This is a genomic window from Anderseniella sp. Alg231-50 (genome assembly GCF_900149695.1).
Classification (GTDB): domain Bacteria; phylum Pseudomonadota; class Alphaproteobacteria; order Rhizobiales; family Aestuariivirgaceae; genus Anderseniella.
This window is the reverse complement of record NZ_LT703003.1, coordinates 1,507,567-1,522,962: the sequence shown is the minus strand read 5'-3', so window position 1 is coordinate 1,522,962 and position 15,396 is coordinate 1,507,567. Positions and strand designations below refer to the sequence as shown.

Annotated in this window: 16 protein-coding genes; 10 read left to right on the top strand and 6 right to left on the bottom strand. The window is 58.7% G+C overall.

Annotated elements, in window-relative coordinates:
• Positions 1-85 precede the first annotated feature (85 nt).
• From DHN55_RS07155 to DHN55_RS07135, 5 genes are all read left to right on the top strand, one after another.
• Positions 86-643, top strand: coding sequence for a TRAP transporter small permease subunit (locus DHN55_RS07155; RefSeq protein WP_108880635.1), 558 nt, complete (start codon positions 86-88; stop codon positions 641-643).
• Positions 643-1,959 (top strand): TRAP transporter large permease subunit, encoded by a 1,317-nt coding sequence (locus DHN55_RS07150; RefSeq protein ID WP_108880634.1) that lies wholly within the window; start codon positions 643-645, stop codon positions 1,957-1,959. Before DHN55_RS07155 ends, DHN55_RS07150 begins: the two co-directional genes overlap by 1 nt.
• Positions 1,956-3,296, top strand: a complete 1,341-nt coding sequence (locus tag DHN55_RS07145) for a malonyl-CoA decarboxylase domain-containing protein (protein ID WP_108880633.1) — start codon at positions 1,956-1,958, stop codon at positions 3,294-3,296. Before DHN55_RS07150 ends, DHN55_RS07145 begins: the two co-directional genes overlap by 4 nt.
• Positions 3,289-4,815 carry an AMP-binding protein gene (locus DHN55_RS07140; protein ID WP_108880632.1) on the top strand — a complete coding sequence of 509 codons (1,527 nt, stop codon included), beginning with the start codon at positions 3,289-3,291 and terminating at the stop codon, positions 4,813-4,815. The genes DHN55_RS07145 and DHN55_RS07140 overlap by 8 nt, the downstream gene beginning before the upstream one ends.
• A gap of 109 nt (positions 4,816-4,924) precedes the next feature.
• Positions 4,925-6,523: an MBL fold metallo-hydrolase RNA specificity domain-containing protein gene (locus DHN55_RS07135; RefSeq protein ID WP_108880631.1), complete on the top strand. Its 1,599-nt coding sequence runs from the start codon at positions 4,925-4,927 to the stop codon at positions 6,521-6,523.
• On the opposite strand, the gene DHN55_RS07130 is transcribed toward DHN55_RS07135, so the two are convergent.
• Positions 6,486-7,487 carry a GRP family sugar transporter gene (locus DHN55_RS07130; RefSeq protein ID WP_108880630.1) on the bottom strand — a complete coding sequence of 334 codons (1,002 nt, stop codon included), beginning with the start codon at positions 7,485-7,487 and terminating at the stop codon, positions 6,486-6,488. The two genes, DHN55_RS07135 and DHN55_RS07130, sit on opposite strands and share 38 nt — an antisense overlap.
• Positions 7,488-7,553: 66 nt before the next feature.
• On the opposite strand from DHN55_RS07130, the gene DHN55_RS07125 reads away from it, so the two are divergent.
• Entirely contained in the window at positions 7,554-8,327 is a 774-nt protein-coding gene (locus tag DHN55_RS07125) for a TIGR00730 family Rossman fold protein (RefSeq protein ID WP_108880629.1), read from the top strand.
• Between the two features lie 132 nt (positions 8,328-8,459).
• On the top strand, positions 8,460-9,836 hold the full coding sequence (locus DHN55_RS07120; RefSeq protein WP_108880628.1) for a sigma 54-interacting transcriptional regulator: 1,377 nt from the start codon (positions 8,460-8,462) through the stop codon (positions 9,834-9,836).
• A gap of 8 nt (positions 9,837-9,844) precedes the next feature.
• Here DHN55_RS07120 and DHN55_RS07115 read toward each other — a convergent pair whose 3' ends face one another.
• A complete protein-coding gene (locus DHN55_RS07115) occupies positions 9,845-10,258 on the bottom strand; it encodes a phosphomannose isomerase type II C-terminal cupin domain (RefSeq protein WP_337660014.1) in 414 nt (137 codons plus the stop codon).
• A 300-nt stretch (positions 10,259-10,558) separates the two neighbouring features.
• Complete coding sequence (locus DHN55_RS22250; RefSeq protein ID WP_337660013.1) at positions 10,559-10,681, bottom strand: hypothetical protein; 123 nt, start codon at positions 10,679-10,681, stop codon at positions 10,559-10,561.
• Positions 10,682-10,899: 218 nt separating this feature from the next.
• On the opposite strand from DHN55_RS22250, the gene DHN55_RS07110 reads away from it, so the two are divergent.
• The 3 genes from DHN55_RS07110 to DHN55_RS07100 all read left to right on the top strand — a co-directional run bounded on the left by DHN55_RS07110 (position 10,900) and on the right by DHN55_RS07100 (position 14,010).
• Positions 10,900-12,522 carry an AMP-binding protein gene (locus tag DHN55_RS07110; protein ID WP_108880626.1) on the top strand — a complete coding sequence of 541 codons (1,623 nt, stop codon included), beginning with the start codon at positions 10,900-10,902 and terminating at the stop codon, positions 12,520-12,522.
• A 95-nt stretch (positions 12,523-12,617) separates the two neighbouring features.
• Positions 12,618-13,073 (top strand): cytochrome c, encoded by a 456-nt coding sequence (locus DHN55_RS07105; RefSeq protein WP_108880625.1) that lies wholly within the window; start codon positions 12,618-12,620, stop codon positions 13,071-13,073.
• A 22-nt stretch (positions 13,074-13,095) separates the two neighbouring features.
• The gene (locus DHN55_RS07100) at positions 13,096-14,010 is read left to right on the top strand and encodes a c-type cytochrome (RefSeq protein WP_108880624.1); all 915 of its coding nucleotides are present in this window, start codon (positions 13,096-13,098) and stop codon (positions 14,008-14,010) included.
• Between the two features lie 14 nt (positions 14,011-14,024).
• Here DHN55_RS07100 and DHN55_RS07095 read toward each other — a convergent pair whose 3' ends face one another.
• From DHN55_RS07095 to rpmF, 3 genes are all read right to left on the bottom strand, one after another.
• Positions 14,025-14,561: a DUF924 family protein gene (locus tag DHN55_RS07095; protein ID WP_108880623.1), complete on the bottom strand. Its 537-nt coding sequence runs from the start codon at positions 14,559-14,561 to the stop codon at positions 14,025-14,027.
• Positions 14,558-14,968, bottom strand: a complete 411-nt coding sequence (locus DHN55_RS07090) for a hypothetical protein (RefSeq protein ID WP_108880622.1) — start codon at positions 14,966-14,968, stop codon at positions 14,558-14,560. The genes DHN55_RS07095 and DHN55_RS07090 overlap by 4 nt, the downstream gene beginning before the upstream one ends.
• A gap of 152 nt (positions 14,969-15,120) precedes the next feature.
• On the bottom strand, positions 15,121-15,306 hold the full coding sequence (rpmF, locus tag DHN55_RS07085) for a 50S ribosomal protein L32 (RefSeq protein WP_108880621.1): 186 nt from the start codon (positions 15,304-15,306) through the stop codon (positions 15,121-15,123).
• Between the last annotated feature and the right edge of the window lie 90 nt (positions 15,307-15,396).

Here is a 15,396-nt window from a genome sequence, read left to right as displayed (position 1 = left end):
ACATTCTGACCGGAGGCGGTTGACCGCCTCCGGTGACCTATCCAAAACTACTCTTTTTCACCCACATATCTGAGGCGGGCAAGGCATGGCGGCTGACGCAAATTCGAATTTGTCAGGTCCCGGTGAGCGAACCGGCTGGCTGAAAACAGTCGACCGGATTTCCACCGTGTGCGGCTGGGTGTCGGCGGCCATGATCGTGGTGTCCGTCTTCATCACATGCCAGATGATCTTCGTGCGCTTCGTGCTCAACCAATCCACTATCTGGCAAACCGAGGCCGTCACCTTCCTCATGGTGGCCGCCACATTGCTCGGCCTGCCTTACGTCCAGAAACTGCGCGGCCATGTGAACGTCGACCTGATACCACTGATGATGAAACCCGCTGCCCGCAAGACGCTGGCACTGTTCACTCTGTCGGTGTCGATTATCATTGTCGCGCTGATGCTGGTGTACGGATTTGAGTTCTGGCACACCGCATGGACGCGTAACTGGAAGTCGGACACCGTCTGGGGCGTGCGCCTGTGGATCCCCTACCTGGCGATGCCGGTTGGCTTCGGCCTGTTGCTGCTGCAGCTGATTGCCGATCTGGCAGCTGTCATAACCGGTCTCGACAAGCCGTTTAACATCAACAAGGAGAGCCGCTGATGGATCCGCTTTCCCTGGGTGTCATTCTGGCCGTCGTCACGGTTCTCGTGTTGTTTTCCGGCGTGTCGGTGGCCGTTGGCCTGCTGATCGTCTCCGCCGGTTTCCTGCTGATCTTCGACGGTGCCCGCTCGCTGCAGCTGTTGCCGGAAATCTTTTTCGGCAAGCTTGACAATTTCGCCCTGCTATCGATCCCGATGTTCATCATCATGGGCGCCTCCATTGCCTCCACCCGCGCCGGCGCCGACCTATACGAGGCGCTTGACCGCTGGCTGACCCGCGTGCCCGGCGGCCTGGTCATCTCCAACCTCGGCGCCTGCGCCCTGTTTGCCGCCATGTCGGGCTCGTCGCCGGCCACCTGCGCGGCCATCGGCAAGATGGGCATCCCGGAAATGCGCAAGCGCGGCTATCCGGACGGTGTTGCCACCGGCTCCATCGCGGCCGGCGGCACGCTCGGCATCCTGATCCCGCCATCGGTCACCATGATCGTTTACGGCATCGCCACCGAGACCTCGATCGGGCGCCTGTTCCTGGCAGGGGTGATTCCGGGGCTGCTGCTGGTTGGTCTTTTCATGCTGTGGTCCCTGTATGACACATGGCGCTCGGGCTCGGCCGACGCCCTATCGGGCCGGACCTTCTCCTGGAAGGAGCGCTTTGAAATCCTGCCACGCGTGCTGCCGTTCATCGCCATCATCCTGGGCGTGCTGTATGCCATGTATGGCGGACTGGCGACACCGTCGGAAACAGCGGCCATCGGCGCCCTGCTCTGCCTGATGGTTGCCATCATCATCTACAAGCTGTGGAGCCCCAAACTGCTGTGGAACGTGCTTCGCGATTCAACCCGTGAAAGCGTGATGATCCTGTTCATCATTGCAGCTGCCGGGGTGTTCTCCTACATGCTGTCGTCACTGTTCATCACCCAGTCGATTGCCGAATGGATCGGCACGCTCGACGTAAATCCCTGGGTGCTGATGTTCGCCATCAATATTTTCCTGCTGGTGGCGGGCTTCTTCCTGCCCCCGGTCGCGGTGATCCTGATGGCGGCCCCGATCCTGCTGCCCATCGTGATCAGCGCCGGTTTTGACCCATACTGGTTTGCGGTCATCTTGACCATCAACATGGAAATCGGCCTGATCACCCCGCCGGTCGGGCTGAACCTGTACGTGATCAACGGTATCGCACCGGAAATTTCACTGCGCACCATCCTTGTCGGGTCATTGCCCTTTGTAGCCTGCATGGTGATCGCTATATTGCTGTTGTGCTTGTTTCCTGATCTTGCAACCTGGTTGCCGGACAAAGTCATGGGTAAAGCCGTATGAGCCGCATCACATATTTTCAGGACCTTTTGTCGAGCCTGTTTGAGCGCCGGACATCCAGTTCGGCCAAGCCAGATGCACGTGACATCCTGGCCCTGTGCAACTCGCTGCTGGCCGACACCGGCGAAGTGACCGGCCTGCAAACCGGGTCCGCCCTGCTGGCCAAATATGCGCAGGCTGATCAGGAACACAAGCTGGAGTTCTTTCAGAGCCTGGCCAGCGATTTTGACATCGACACCGAAGCACTCGCTGACCGCACCGGTGAGTATGCAAGTGATCGCAGTGCCAGGAATCTCACCAGCCTGCTCGAGGTCGCCGAACCGCGCCGGCAGGAACTGTTGCGCCGCCTGAACGGCGTACCCGGAGGCACCGAAACACTAGTCCGCATGCGTGAAGACCTGTTGGAGATCCTCAATAAGGACGCAGACCTGGCTCGCGTCGATGTTGACTTCGAACACCTGTTTTCGTCCTGGTTCAACCGGGGTTTCCTTGTTCTGCGCCCGATTGACTGGACAACACCGGCCCACATTCTTGAGAAAATCATCAAGTATGAAGCCGTTCATGCCATAGATAGCTGGGACGATCTGCGTCGCCGCCTGCAGCCGGCGGACAGGCGCTGTTTTGCCTACTTCCACCCGGCCATGCCCAATGAACCGCTGATCTTCGTGGAGGTCGCGCTGACGGCGGCCATCGCCGGTTCCATTCAGGCGGTGCTGGCGGAAAGCCGTGATCCAGTGCTGCCGGAAGATGCTGCCGCCGCCATTTTCTACTCGATCTCGAACTGCCAGAAAGGCCTGCGCGGTGTCTCGTTCGGCAACTTCCTGATCAAGCAGGTGGCAACCGACCTGGCCTCCAGCCTGCCCAACATCAAGACTTTCATCACCCTGTCGCCGATACCGGGCTTCATGACCTGGCTGAAGGGCCAGTCGGAAGCAGACCCTGACGGCGCCGCGGCGGCGCTGTACACCGTAGCCAGCGAACTGACACCGGAAAACGCTGACGAGGCAACGCCGGACGAGATTGCCGGGCTGAAATCACTGGCGGCGCGTTACTTCCTGCAGGAACAGCGGGCAAAGGGTGGGCCGGTCGACCCAGTCGCCCGCTTCCACCTGGGCAACGGCGCCAGTCTCAGGACAATCCACTGGCTGGGTGACCGGTCAGAGAACGGCTTGCGCAACTCCGCCGGTATGATGGTCAACTATCACTATGATCTGAAATCCGTCGATGCCAATCACGAAGCCTATTCAAAGGACGGCAAGGTAATCGCGTCGCGCGAAGTTACCTCTCTTCTTGACGCCAGATTCGACGCGCCAACTCCGGGGAAACAGGCCAATGGCTAATCACCTGTTCGACGGCTTGCTGAAGAACGCCAATCCCGAGCGCGCCTTTGCCCAGCTCGATGACGGGCGCTGGTACACCTACAACCACGTCATGGAAGTATCCGGGCGGTTTGCCAACATGCTGGTGAGGTGCGGTCTGCAGCCTGGTGACCGGGTTGCCGCGCAGATTCCAAAATCCATCGAAGCACTGATGCTGTATCTGGGGACGGTTCGCGCCGGCGGCGTGTTTCTGCCGTTGAACAATGCCTACACCGCCAGCGAGGTGGAGTACTTCCTCGATAATGCGAGCCCGAGACTGTTTGTCTGCGACCCCGCGCGCAGGCCTGAGTTTGCAGAGTTGACGGACAGGCTCGGCGTCAGGCTGGAGACCATGGGCGTGTGGAAAAACCCTGAAACCAGCGCCGGATCAATGCTGGATGCAGGTGTAGTCGCGTCGACGGACTTCACCAATGTGGACCGTGGCCCGGATGACCTGGCCGCCATACTCTATACGTCCGGCACCACCGGGCGCTCCAAGGGCGCCATGCTGACCCACGACAACCTGCTGTCCAACGCAATTGTGCTGAAAGACCTGTGGGGCTTCACCGAAGACGACGTGTTGCTGCATGCGCTTCCCATATTCCACACCCACGGACTGTTCGTGGCCACCAACACGCTCATGGTCGCCGGTGGCCAGATGGTGTTTCTGCCCGGCTTCAAGGTCGACCAGGTCATCGAATGCCTGCCGGGCGTGACCGCGATGATGGGGGTGCCGACCTTTTACACCAGGCTGCTGGATGACGACCGGTTCACCCGCGAACTGACCGCCCACATGCGCCTGTTCGTGTCCGGCTCGGCACCTTTGCTGGCCGAAACGCACATCGAGTTTGAAGAGCGCACCGGCCATCGCATTCTGGAACGCTACGGCATGACGGAAACCAACATGAACACTTCCAATCCGTATGACGGTGACCGCCGCGCCGGCACGGTCGGCTTCCCGCTGCCGGGTGTCGACCTGCGGGTCTGCGATCCGGATACGGGAGAGAAACTGGCGCAGGACGAGATCGGCGTTATCGAGGTCAAGGGCCCCAATGTGTTTGCCGGCTACTGGCAGATGCCGGAAAAGACCCGCGAGGAATTCCGCGATGACGGCTTCTTCATTTCTGGCGACCTGGGCAAGATGGACGCAGACGGCTATGTACACATCGTCGGACGCGCCAAAGACCTGATCATCTCCGGCGGCTACAATATATATCCGAAGGAAGTCGAACTGCTGCTGGACGAGCAGGACGGTGTTCTTGAGTCAGCCGTTATCGGCGTGAACCATCCTGACTTCGGCGAAGGCGTGGTCGGCGTGTTGGTACCGGCCAACGGGCAGGACATCAGCGAAGATGCCATCCTGAGCGCCATTGCCGACAAGATCGCCCGGTTCAAGCAGCCTAAGAAAATCTATGTGGTGGACGAGTTGCCCCGCAACACCATGGGCAAGGTGCAAAAGAACGTCCTGCGCGACACCTACGGCAATACCTTCACTGCATAAACCTTGCAGTTTGCTTCATGTATTGTGACACTCATTTCTGACAGTCGGAGCACGGCACCACGAAAGCTGTGAGCGATAATTTGGATTATGCCGCCGGGGAGACCACAGAATGAGCATCGAACTTTCCTTTCACGGGGCCGCCCGAACTGTGACCGGCTCCTGTTTCAGGCTGAAAACACCACACTCCTCCGTTTTGATCGATTGCGGCCTGTTCCAAGGCTCCAAGACCTTGCGGGAACTGAACTACCAGCCGCTGCCCTTCAAACCTGAAAGCATTGACGCGGTGCTCCTGACCCACGCCCATATCGACCATGCCGGTATATTGCCCAAGCTTGTCCGGCACGGATTCAAGGGAAAAATTCACGCCACCGAGCCCAGCATGGACTTGTCATCCGTCATGCTGCCGGACTCCGGCCACATCCAGGAAAACGAGATTGAACGGCTGAACCGGCGCAACCGGCAACGCGGCCGCAAGGAACTTGAACCCATCTACACGATGGATGACGCGCTGCAGACGGTTCAGCAGTTTTCACCCGTGGACTACGAAACCTGGACTCAGGCCACCAGGGACATCCGCGCCAGGTACTGGAATGCCGGCCACATGCTCGGCTCCACCTCCATCGAGGTTGAAGTTTCGCAAGGCGACGGCGAGCAACCTTTAAGGCTGTTCTTCTCCGGCGACATCGGACCCGACCACAAATTGCTGCAACACGACCCGGACGCGCCGTCTGGTTATGACTACCTGCTGTGTGAAGCGACCTTCGGCGCAACCGACCGGGTTGAAACCAACCCGGACGAACGCCGTGCCCTGCTGGCCAAACATGTCAACGACGCCGCAGGCAAACGCGGCGTCCTACTGATCCCGTCCTTTGCGGTTGAACGAACCCAGGAAGTGCTTACCGACCTGATGATGATCATGGCTAACGGGGAAGCGCCGTCAGCCCCGGTGTTCATCGACAGCCCGCTTGCCAGGCGCGCCACGGCGATCTTTGAAAAACACGCCGACCTGCTGGCCAATGCAAAAGCTCTCAAGGCGGCATTGAAGTCTCCTGACCTGAGAATTTCCGAGACCGTGGACGATTCCAAGGCAATCGGAAAGCTGAGTGGCTTTCACGTCGTATTGTCTGCCAGCGGCATGTGCGATGCCGGGCGCATCAAGCACCACCTGAAAAACCATCTGCACCGCCGCAACGCCACCGTGCTGATGGTCGGCTACCAGGCCAACGGAACGCTTGGCCGGGTGTTGCTGAACGGCGCCAAGAAAGTGCGTATTCATGGCGAGGAAATTCAGGTCAATGCAGCCATCGAGCGTATAAACGGCTATTCCGGCCACGCCGACGCGCCGGAACTTGAACGCTGGATTTCCGAGCGCCTGCCGGTTCACCGCAACATGTTCCTGATCCATGGCGAGGAAGAAGGCATGGCCGGTCTCACGTCGCGCATCGCCAAAAAGCTGATGCCCGCTTCGCGCATCCTGCAGCCGGAAATCGACGAGACCTTCCGCCTCGACGGCAAGAAGGCGGTGAAAGTCCACAGTGACCAGCGCCGCTCCATTGACCCGCCCGAAGCGTCCCGCAAGCCTGATTACAACAATGAACTCACACAACTGGTGCTGGACATCAACGAGGCGGTGGAAAAAGTCGCCGGCAACAAGAACCGGTCCAAGCTTATCAGACGCCTGCGCCGGGCACTCGAGAGGGCAAAGTAGCCTCATCCGGCTTCAACACAGATTGCTGCTTGCGTTCACGATGCGCGATGTAGGTGCTGGCCGCCAGGATGACGGCACCACCTGCAAACACCCACACATCAGGTGTCTCGGAGAACAGCAGAAACCCGAACATGGCCGACCAGACCAGTTGCAGGAATGTGACCGGCTGAACAACGGTAATCTCGGCTGCCGCGTAGGATCGGGTCAGGCAGTAATGTCCGGCTGTCGCTGCAATGGTGGCGCACACCAGCCACAACAATTGCGCTCCATCAGGTGTTTTCCAGGTCAGTACGGCAATCGGGGCCAGTACCGCGAGGCAGATAAAATTCAGCATGATCACGATCATCGCCGCACTGTCGGTCTGCGTCAGGCGCTTGACCAGCAACATGGCAGCTGCAAACAGCGGCGTTGCGGCAAGCTGGGCCAGTTGACCGCTCGACAGGGTTTCAAAGCCCGGCCGCAGGATGATGAACACTCCGGCCAGCCCGGCAATGATGGCCCCCATTCTTCGCAACTGGATTTTCTCGGCGAAGAACATCACGGCACCGATTGTCATGAATATCGGTGCCGTGTAGCTGATGGCCGTTACCTCGGCCATCGGAATGCGCGCCATTGCATAAAACCACAACAACACGCCAAGACCGTGAAAAGTCCCGCGCCAGATGTGCAGTTTCAGGTTACGGCCGCGTGGAAACCGGAAATCGGCCTTCATCAGCATCGGCGCCAGCAGAACAATGCCAAACGCGTACCGGATTGCGGCAGACACAGCTGCCGGCAGGTCAGGTCCGACATTGCGGACAGAAATCATCACGGCGGTAAAACACAATCCCGACACCACCATCCAGGCCATGCCATGAACGTTGGAGTTAACTGTTTGTGCGCTGGACGCTGGCATGATCGTGATTTGAAGCCGTGGCAAATTGATCTGGATGGTCGGCGTGAGATCGTATAGGGGATACGCCATTCACACCACGCCAGATACTGCATGGCGCCCATGACGGTACGTCCGTCACCCGTTAGAGGAACTTACATGAGCGAACAGAAGACACCGCATGAGCAAGTGGCATCACCGTCCTTTACCTTGCCGACACTGGACCAGGACTTTCTGCTGGGAGATTCAACCCGCGGCATCCGGTTCATGCTGGAATACATGAAGGCCGAGGAACACCTGCGCGAATGGGGCGTGCGTACAACCATCGTGGCGTTTGGATCAGCCCGCGTGAAGGAAGACGATGAAGGCAAGCGCGGGCACTGGTATCGCTCTGCAAAGGAGATCGGCCGCATCGTGTCGGAACGCGGCGGCGCGCTGGAACACGATGCTGAACTGCGCGACAATGTCATTGCAACCGGCGGCGGTCCCGGCATCATGGAAGCCGCCAACAAGGGTGCCTTCGAAGCAGGCGCACCAACGATCGGGTTCAACATCACCCTGCCCCACGAGCAGGACCCCAATGCCTGGTCAACCCCGGACCTGACATTCAACTTTCACTATTTCGCCATGCGCAAGATGCACCTGGCCATGCGCGCCAACGGGCTCGTGGTGTTTCCCGGCGGTTTCGGCACGATGGACGAACTGTTCGAAATCCTCACCCTCGTTCAGACCGGCAAGATGTCACCCATCCCGATTGTCCTGTTCGACAGGGAGTTCTGGACCAATGTGGTCAATCTGGATGTGTTCGTGGAAGCGGGCACCATCTCGCCCGGCGACATAAACCTGTTTCACTATGCCGAAACGGCCGAAGAAGCCTGGGATCATCTGGTCAAGGGCGGGATTTTGCATGAAACTCCCCGGCAGGCGGACTGAACCGGCACAAAAACCCGCTGATCTAAACTTCTTGTTCACCATATTCCGGCAATCTGGCGGTTCATGAGTTCGGTGCCATGCCACGGCTCGCACAAAGGTGTGAGCGCTGCATGAGTTTAGTCAGGCGTAACAATGTCAGTTTCTGTACCAAGGCGTAATCAGGTCCTGATTGTCGAGGACAAGCCGTCACTTGCCAGTGTGTATCGCGCCCATCTTGAAAAGGATGGGTTCGCCTGCGAGCTGGCGGCTGGCCAGCCCGCTGCGGCTGCCCATCTTGAAAACAGCCATGTTGATGCGATTGTCCTGTCCCTGGAGCTGGACGGTCCGGATTGTATCTCCCTCATCGAGAAATGGTCCGCCGGCAATCCGTCAGCTTCCATCATCGTCATTGCAGCCAACGCTTCGATAAACGACGCCGTTGATGCGGTGCGTGCCGGAGCCTGGGACTACCTGGTCAAACCGGTATCGCGCAACCGCCTGATCACCACATTGGCCAATGCCTGCCGGTCTCCTGCACAGCAGGATGCAACGCGGCCGGCCGGCCCTTCCCTTCCGGTAACCAGCGCACCTGACACGATGATCGGTTCTTCGCGCGCCATGGCTGATACCCGCAGCCAGATCGAGGCCATAGCGTCCTCCAGCGCACCGGCTTTCATTACCGGCGAAAGCGGCACCGGCAAGGAACTGTGCGCCCAGGCCATTCATGATTTCTCGCCTCGAGCAGACCAGCCGTTCATCGCGCTCAATTGCGGTGCCATCCCGCATGACCTGATGGAATCAGAAATTTTCGGACACCTGAAAGGAGCCTTCACCGGCGCCATATCCGACCGCGAAGGCGCTGCTGCGGCAGCCGACGGCGGCACCTTGTTTCTGGACGAAATCTGCGAGATGGAATTGTCCCTGCAGATCAAGTTGTTGCGTTTCCTGCAGACCGGCACCATTCAACCGGTCGGGTCAACCCACACCCGCAAGGTGGATATCCGCATAATCTGCGCCACCAACCGCACTCCGCAAAAAGAAGTGGCCGAAGGCCGCTTCCGGGAAGACCTGTACTTCCGCCTGCACGTCCTGCCGGTGCAACTGAAACCGTTGCGCGAGCGTGATCGCGATGTCGCGGAACTGGCGTCCTGTTTCCTGGATACCTACACCCGCGAAGAGGCGCGCTCGTTCAGCCGCATCGACAATGATGCCGTCGACACCCTGCTGGCCTATCACTGGCCGGGCAATATCCGGGAGTTGCAGAACGTTATTCGCCAGTCCGTGGTCCTGCACGACGGTGAGGCGCTCGAAACCCATATGCTGCCCGATCACATCACCAACGCCAAACCCGCGTGTTCGTCGCCGGTAACCGGCCAGAACGGGCGGTTGCTGTGGCAGATTGAACGGGATGTGATCGAAGCCGCCATTTCCGGTTTCGCGGGCTCCATCCCAAAGGCCGCCGATGCGCTGGGCATCAGCCCTTCAACCATTTACCGCAAGCGCGAAACCTGGGCGGAAAAATCCGCCTGAAGTGCTCGTCACTCCGCTTTGACCATGTCGTCCGCGTCGGAAACCGTATCGCCGAAATGCACTGCCACGATTTTCACGCCGCAGTCACCGGCGGTTTTCAGACCGTGAACGGTGCCGGCAGGAATATAAAGGCTGTCATCCGGCGCGACAATCAGCACATCGTCACCCAGCTGCACTTCCGCTTCGCCTTCCACGATCGTCCAGTGTTCGGAGCGGTGGTCATGATAATGGGCGGGCAGTTCCTTGCCGCGCTTCACGGAAATACGCTCGATCCGGTGTCCGCCGCTGCATGACATGACCTCGACACTGCCCCAGCGGTGCCGTTTGGGTTTTGCCGTTGCCGTGTCGGGATGATGATCGACCAGGCGTGAACCGGCCTCCGGTTTCTGCTTGATCGGAATTTCAGGTACGATACCTGCCATGACACACTGCTCCCTGTTGTTCTGAGGGGCAGTCCTGCATGAGCCTTTACCGGCCTCTTTGAGGTACAAGGCCCCCGGCCTCTGGGGTACAGGCAGCAAATTCCAGGCCATGATGGCGCAGTGTGCGGCAATCATCGATAAATGGCTGTTTGCGGGATTTTGTCAGGTAGCCGGGGTCAGGAAGTTGCAAGCTCGGCAGGGCCGGTTTCCTGCAAGGTGCAAATCATTCTTTGCAAATTGCAAAAATCCATCGTGGCGGGTGTCCCCACCGTCAGCCCGCACGTTGAAACCGGTTTGGACTCAGGAGCCTTTGAGGCCCTGGCCGCTTTCCAGCATCTTCAACAGGTGCATGACTTCTTTCAGTTCAGGAGAAACATCCTGATGCTGTTTTGCAGGTTTGGGTGCGGATTTCTCAGCAGCCATATGAAACTCTTGCTCGCCTGCGCGATTTGCGCTGTACATGTGTCCCAGCCTTTTGCTCAATCAACATGGGTAGTCTACGCCTGTGCTTCCTAACGAAGACCTAAAATTGCATCCTAACGAAGACCTAACATCCACCCGAGAATTTGGCCGCCGTAATAAATCGGCGGTTGATCTAGTCGCGCTTCAAGGCGGAAATTGGACACGGAGAAGACAAAACCATGCTTGAACCAGCGGAAACCTATGAGCAGATTGTCACAGGCTTCAAATGGCAGATACCGGACCGTTTCAATATTGCCCGGGCGGTCTGCACCCGCTGGGCACTTGAGACACCGGACCGGATTGCCATCATTGAGCATATGGTGGACGGTCCGGTCCGCCGGACCTCGTTCTCAGAGCTTGAAGAGATGTCAAACCGGTTTGCCAACCTGCTGGTCAATTCGGGCATCGGGCGCGGCGACAGGGTGGCATTGTTGTTGCCGCAAGCCCGCGAAACCGCCGCAGCCCATATTGCAATCTACAAGATCGGGGCTATCGCTGTGCCGCTGGCAATGCTGTTCGGCGTGGAAGCGGTGCAGTACAGACTGCAGAATTCCGGCGCTAGCGCCCTGATCATGTCCACGGCCTCGCGTGACACCGTATCGGAGATACTGCCCGGTCTTGACGCTCTGCAGGTGGTATTCTGTATCGACGGCAAACTGGATATCGCGCCGCACATTCATGATGAGAGCGGAGCGCTTCCCGCCACCTTCGAGGCCGTCGACACCACGCCTGATGATGCCGCCTTGATGATCTATACTTCCGGCACGACCGGGCCTCCGAAGGGCGCTCTGCACGGACATCGCGTGTTGCTTGGCCATATTCCCGGCATCCAGTTCGCTCACGAGTTCTTTCCGCAGCCCGATGACCTGATGTGGACACCGTCTGACTGGGCATGGGCCGGCGGATTGCTGAACGCGCTTTTGCCGGCGCTTTACTTCGGCGTACCGGTGCTGGCCTACAAGTATACCAAGTTTGATCCGGCAAATGCCTGGGACCTGATGGCCCTGCATAACGTGCGCAATGTGTTCATTCCGCCAACTGCGCTGAAGCTTATGCGCGCCAGCACCCCCACTGATGTCGACAGGCTGACCTTGCGGACCATCTTTTCCGGTGGCGAAGCCGTTGGTGGTGCGCTGCAGGAATGGGCCATCGACAGCCTCGGCATGAAAATCAACGAAGTCTACGGGCAGACCGAATGCAATCTCGTGCTGGAAAGCTGCAATGCCATCGGCGTGTGGAAGAAAGGCGCCATCGGCAAGCCTGTGCCGGGTCACACAGTCGCCATCGTGGACGATGCCGGCAATGCACTGCCCGACGGCGAGGCAGGCAATATAGCCGTGCAGCGCCCCGACCCGGTGATGTTTCTGGAATACTGGGGCAAGCCCGAAGCAACCAGGAACAAGTATGCTGGTGACTGGCTGTTGACCGGCGACCAGGGTTTCCGGGATGCAGAAGGGTATTTTCATTTTGTCGGGCGTGATGATGACGTCATTACCTCATCCGGCTATCGCATTGGTCCCGGTGAGATAGAGGACTGCCTGTCACGCCATCCGGCCGTGAAACTGGCGGCCGTCATCGGGGTGCCGGACCCCGTTCGGACCGAGATCGTCAAGGCGTTTGTGGTTCTGAACGACGGATTTGAGGCCACCGAAGCCGTCCACGCTGAAATACAGGCACATGTCCGCAATCGCCTGTCAGCTCACGAGTACCCGCGCGAGATCGAATTCCGGGACGAGTTGCCGCTGACGACGACAGGCAAGGTAATCCGCCGGTTGCTGCGCGATGGGCCGTCTTCAAATTGACGTGTTCGGCGTCAATTATCCTGACACTGGGGCAATCAGGCACTAGTCTTGCCGTTTGCCCTTGGCACAACCGAAGGAAATTCAGGAGATTACGCATGTACTCTAGGCTCGTTTCATCATCCAGGACTGCAGTCATCGGCCTGGTAGCCGTCATAGGCGTGACAGGCGCCGCATTTGCCGGCCCGATCGAAGACCGTCAGGCCAACATGAAAAACGTCGGCAAAGCCATGGGTGCACTTGCTGCCATTGCCAAAAAGGAAGCACCGTTCGACGCAGGCGTGGTGAAAACCAATGCAACCACCCTGGCGGACAATGTAAAGGAAGCCAAGGCGCATTTCCCTGACGGAAGTGCCAGCGGCGACAAGGAAACCTGGGCCAAGGCTGAAATCTGGCAGAACAAGGCTGACTTTGTTGCCAAGGCCGACAAGTCCGTCGAAGCTGCAATGCAGATGGCCTCGGTAACCGAGGAAGCGAATTTCGGTGCCGCGCTGGGCGCACTTGGTGCCACCTGCAAGGCGTGCCACGAAGACTATCGCCGCCCGAAACAGTAACCGCTGAACAGTAGTAGACGGCATGAAACGGGTATTGGGCGCAGGGATCATGGCAGGTGGCCTGGCCGCCGCTGCCGGTTGGGTTGTGGCAGCGCCCGATCCGCTTCCTGCGTCTGCACTGAAGGCCCACACGGCCAATATTGAAAACGGCAAGCGGCTGTACACAGCAGCCGGTTGCCTGTCATGCCACCTGCCTGCCAAGGACAACAAACAAGCCGATATGTCCTTGCCTTCGGGTGGGAGGGTGCTGAAAACGCCCGCCGGAGCGTTTTATCCGCCCAATATCACGCCGGACGCCAATACCGGCATCGGCGGCTGGAGTGATATTCAGTTCATCAATGCGGTGAAGCGCGGTATTTCTCCGCAAGGCAGGCATTACCTGCCGGCTTTCCCGTACACCTCCTATGCCAGGATGAGTGACGGGGACGTGCTGGATATCAAGGCTTACATGGACACCCTGACGCCCGTCCAGGCGGAGAACATAAGTCCCGACCTGCCGCTCGGCCTGCCTGTCGAAACAGTGATGCGCCGCGGCTTGGGCATATGGAAAATCGCAGCCGGTTTTGGTCCGGTCACGTTCGTCAAGGACGCCTCGAAAGACGATGCCTGGAACCTGGGCGCCTATCTGGTACAGGGACCGGGTCATTGCGGCGAATGCCACACGCCGCGCAACTGGGCCATGGCAATGGACACTTCGAACTGGCTGGCCGGCGGTCCGCATCCTGAAGGTGACGGCAAGGTGCCGTCCTTGCGCGAGCTGAAGTCGCGGGGTCGTTTCAAGGACGCAAAAGATCTGGCGACCGGTCTCGAATTCGGCGAGACGCTGGGCTACGACAAGATGTCATCCGGCGGCATGGGTGCAGTGCAGACAAACATGTCGAAACTGCCTGCTGAAGATCGTGCGGCGATCGCCACTTATATCATGAGCCTTGAATAACCAGCCGGGCCTGTTCAGCCGGAAAACCCGCCTGCATCCAGAAAAGCCTGTTCTTCGCTGCTCGTATCACGTCCCAACATGGCATTGCGATGCGGAAACCGGCCGAACTGGTTGATGATGTCGCGGTGGGTTATGGCAAACGGCAGTGTCTTTTCAAGCCCCGGCTGGCCGCACAGCTCGACGCATCTTTCCTGGTCCGCCAGCGCTTCCGAATGCATCAACGGCATATAATACCAGCGCTTCACAGATACCTCACAGTCCCGGTCATCGCCCGCAGCTATTGCTTTTGCAGCGAGCGCCAGCGCCTTTGCATCGGCAGCAAACATCGCCGCCGTGCCGCGCAGCATATTGCGGCTCATCTGGTCCAGCAGCAGGATCAGAGCCAGCCTGCCGTCACGGGTATCTTCCCACTGGTCCAGCTCGCCGGATACGGCGCGATCATGCGCAGCACCGAATTTCTCGCGCAAACGGTCATCAAACCCCGCATCAGCCACAAAATAGGCTTCTTCCGGCAGCGCCAGCCAGAAATCAATGACGTCGCGCGGCGTCATACCGGTCCGCCGCCGCTGAAGGCCACATCACGGCGGGCTGACCGGATTGAAATGGAATACCCGGCAACGACATCAATGAGGGAGATGGCCAGCAGTGTCACAAACGGGGCCGTTCCGGCCTTCTCCACCAGCAGGAACTCAACCAGTGCGACGATGAACACCGCCGTCGACATGATGTGATCGATAATGGTGAGACTGCCGACACGGGCTGCCTTCAGCACTTCTATGAACAGCAGGAACAGTGCTGACATGATCAGCATGTCGGCCCACTGCAACGACAATGATGCGCCCGACAGCATGTTGAAGCGCATGGCTTCCGCCCACAGCCAGCCCGGATCGGTAAACACCATGACATTGTAGGCAATCAGCACCAGGGCAATCAGCGGAAACGCCAGCAGGTATCTCATTGGATTAATGTCCCCTCGTGAATCAATTCCCGGATTTGCCGGAAAGTTATCACATCAGCGCCAAACGATTAAGGGCCAGTGATGCGGTTGCATCACCAGCCCTGATTTTTGTGTGAACAATGCGCCTGTTACAGCACAGCAAATTGTTCAGATCAGAATTCACCCTTTGGATCGAGAACCTGACGGCCTTTGTACATGCCGGTCTTCAGGTCGATGTGGTGCGGACGGTGCAGTTCACCGGTCTGCTTGTTCTCGACATAAGTGGCTTCCGCCATCTTGTAACCGGACTGGCGCATGCCGCGCTTTGACGGCGTGGTTTTTCGCTTTGGAACAGCCATGACAAACTCCGTAAATGTGGGGCCGCGAAAAGGTCAGTTGCCCTGCAGCCACCTGGAAAAAACGTTCGGATAAACCGGGATGGCGCGGCT